Source organism: Moorena sp. SIO2C4 (assembly GCF_010672485.1).
GTDB lineage: Bacteria > Cyanobacteriota > Cyanobacteriia > Cyanobacteriales > Coleofasciculaceae > Moorena > Moorena producens.
This window is the reverse complement of record NZ_JAAHGN010001171.1, coordinates 1-2,211: the sequence shown is the minus strand read 5'-3', so window position 1 is coordinate 2,211 and position 2,211 is coordinate 1. Positions and strand designations below refer to the sequence as shown.

General features: G+C 45.8%; 3 protein-coding genes. 2 read left to right on the top strand and 1 reads right to left on the bottom strand.

Translation table 11 applies throughout. From position 1 onward, the window contains the following. Positions 1 to 1,137 (top strand): ABC transporter substrate-binding protein (locus F6K20_RS35185; RefSeq protein ID WP_287297912.1); only part of this gene is annotated, 1,137 nt, incomplete at its 5' end. Positions 1,138 to 1,227: 90 nt separating this feature from the next. Here the strand turns inward: F6K20_RS35185 and F6K20_RS35180 are convergent. Beyond that, positions 1,228 to 1,374, bottom strand: coding sequence for a hypothetical protein (locus F6K20_RS35180; protein ID WP_287297911.1), 147 nt, complete (start codon positions 1,372 to 1,374; stop codon positions 1,228 to 1,230). A gap of 36 nt (positions 1,375 to 1,410) precedes the next feature. Between F6K20_RS35180 and ribF the strand changes: the two genes are divergently transcribed. Next, positions 1,411 to 2,211 (top strand): bifunctional riboflavin kinase/FMN adenylyltransferase (gene ribF / locus F6K20_RS35175; protein ID WP_287297909.1); only part of this gene is annotated, 801 nt, incomplete at its 3' end.

Genomic DNA, 2,211 nt, shown 5'->3' with positions numbered 1-2,211 from the left:
AATCAAAATGATCCAGAATTGCTGATTTACTACAACAATGCCCGCGCTCGTCAAAAGGCTCTTGAAAAGAATGTTTCTCCATTCACTATCGCTGTGGTAGTGCCCATCGACCAGTCAGAATCCAGGGCAAAAGAAATATTGCGAGGGGTAGCCCAGGCTCAACATAAGTTCAATAATTCAGACCGATTAAATGGTCGATTCCTGGAAATTGCGATCGCTAACGATGGCAACGATCCAGCCACAGCGAAAGAAATAGCTCAAGCTTTAGTTAAAGAAAAATCTATCCTGGGGGTAATTGGACATAACTCTAGTAATGCCAGTAAGGCCGCACTCCCGGTATACGACCAAGCTGGCTTAGCCATGATTGCCTCCACCAGCACCAGTAGTTATGTAAATGGAAAGGTGTTATTTAGGACAGCTCCTTCTAATCTAGCAGTTGGTAAAGCACTGGCTCAACATCTCAAAACTACACTGGGCTTAGACAAAGTCGTAATTTTTTATGATGCTGACAGTGTCTATAGCAATAGTCTCAAAGACTTTTTTAAAAGAGACTTTGAACAACTAGGGGGTAAGGTGGTTCGGAAGATTGAATTAAACAAATCCGACTTTAATATAACAGAAGAAGTCGAAATAAGTCTCTATCAAGATCAAGTCAAGGCCGCCATGTTATTCCCCAGCGTGGAATACATTGATACAGCTGTTAATATTGCTAAAGCCAACGCTAACCTAAACCCTAACCCCAACAACCGAGATCAGCAAGGGCTGAGGTTGTTCGGTGGGGATACGTTATATAGTAGTAAAACCTGGCAAGAGCGTGAACAAGGGGTTGAAGGGTTGACTATCGCAGTCCCCTGGTTTAGGGAATCACCACAGGCAAAAAACTTTTCTACAGCAGCTAGGGAACTATGGCGAGGAGATGTTAACTGGCGCACTGCCACAAGCTTCGATGCTACTCAAGCCTTTATTAAGGCTTTGGTTCAGGACACCGACCGAGAGATAGTTCTCGACAGACTCCGCAAGGTTAATCTTTTTGCTAGTGATACTTCAGGGTTACCTTTGCAGTTTACTGACCAAGGGGAGCGTCAGAGTGAACCTGTCCTGGTGGAAGTGGTTGATGGTGAATTTAAATTGAAATGAGTTAATAGTAAGCATATGCGCTACGCGCACGCTACGCGAACAGCCGTCAGTTGTCAGCCGTCAGCATTTTTCAATTGGGTGAGGTACAAATTATTGGGTGAATGGGAGCTTCTGAGCATATATCAGGTAAGAAGGAAGAGGGAAGAGGTAAAACATCCCGTGTACCTGATAGCTGAAAGCTGAAAGCTGAAAGCTGATAGCTGATAGCTGATAGCTGATAGGGTAATTACCATCCATTGGCTACCACGGGCGAAATATGTCAAAATATTAAGCGTGTGGATTACATCATCTCTAACTACCGCGTTAACACCAACCGCTGTTGCCCTCGGAAACTTTGACGGCGTCCATTTGGGGCATCAGCAAGTTATTGCTCCCATTTTGCCAAAGCCAGTTACCGCTCAAGCTCAAGCCCTGACATCATCTAATCTTGAGCAATTTAGTAACCCTGAAACCACTGGCCCAAATCTAGACCCAAATCTAGAACTAATCTATCCCACAGTAGCCACCTTCAATCCCCATCCCCGAGAATTCTTTTCCGGTCAAGCCTGGAAGCTACTGACACCACCAACAGAAAAAGCACAACAGTTGAGTGCCTTGGGTGTGCAACAGTTAGCCCTATTACCCTTTAACCGGGAGCTAGCTTCCCTGAGTCCCCAGGAATTCGTGGAAAAGATTTTAGTCGAGCAACTCCAGGCACAGCAAGTCAGTGTGGGAGAGGATTTTTGCTTTGGCCATAAGCGAGCTGGCACCGCAACGGATTTGGATGCGATCGCCTCCGCCTACGGTATTACCGTCCATATCGTATCCTTGTACAAACGTCAAGACCAACGGATCAGTAGTTCCAGCATTCGCCAATCCTTAGCCCAAGGGGATATCGACAAAGCCAACCGATTTCTAGGACGGCCATACACCCTAATCGGAATAGTAGAGAAAGGTCAACAACTCGGTAGAACCATTGGATTTCCCACCGCTAACCTCCACTTACCCCCAGACAAATTTTTGCCTAAGCTAGGGGTTTACTGCGTCGAAGTCTCCCATGGCCCTGAATCCTCTAACCTAGACACCAATTTATCA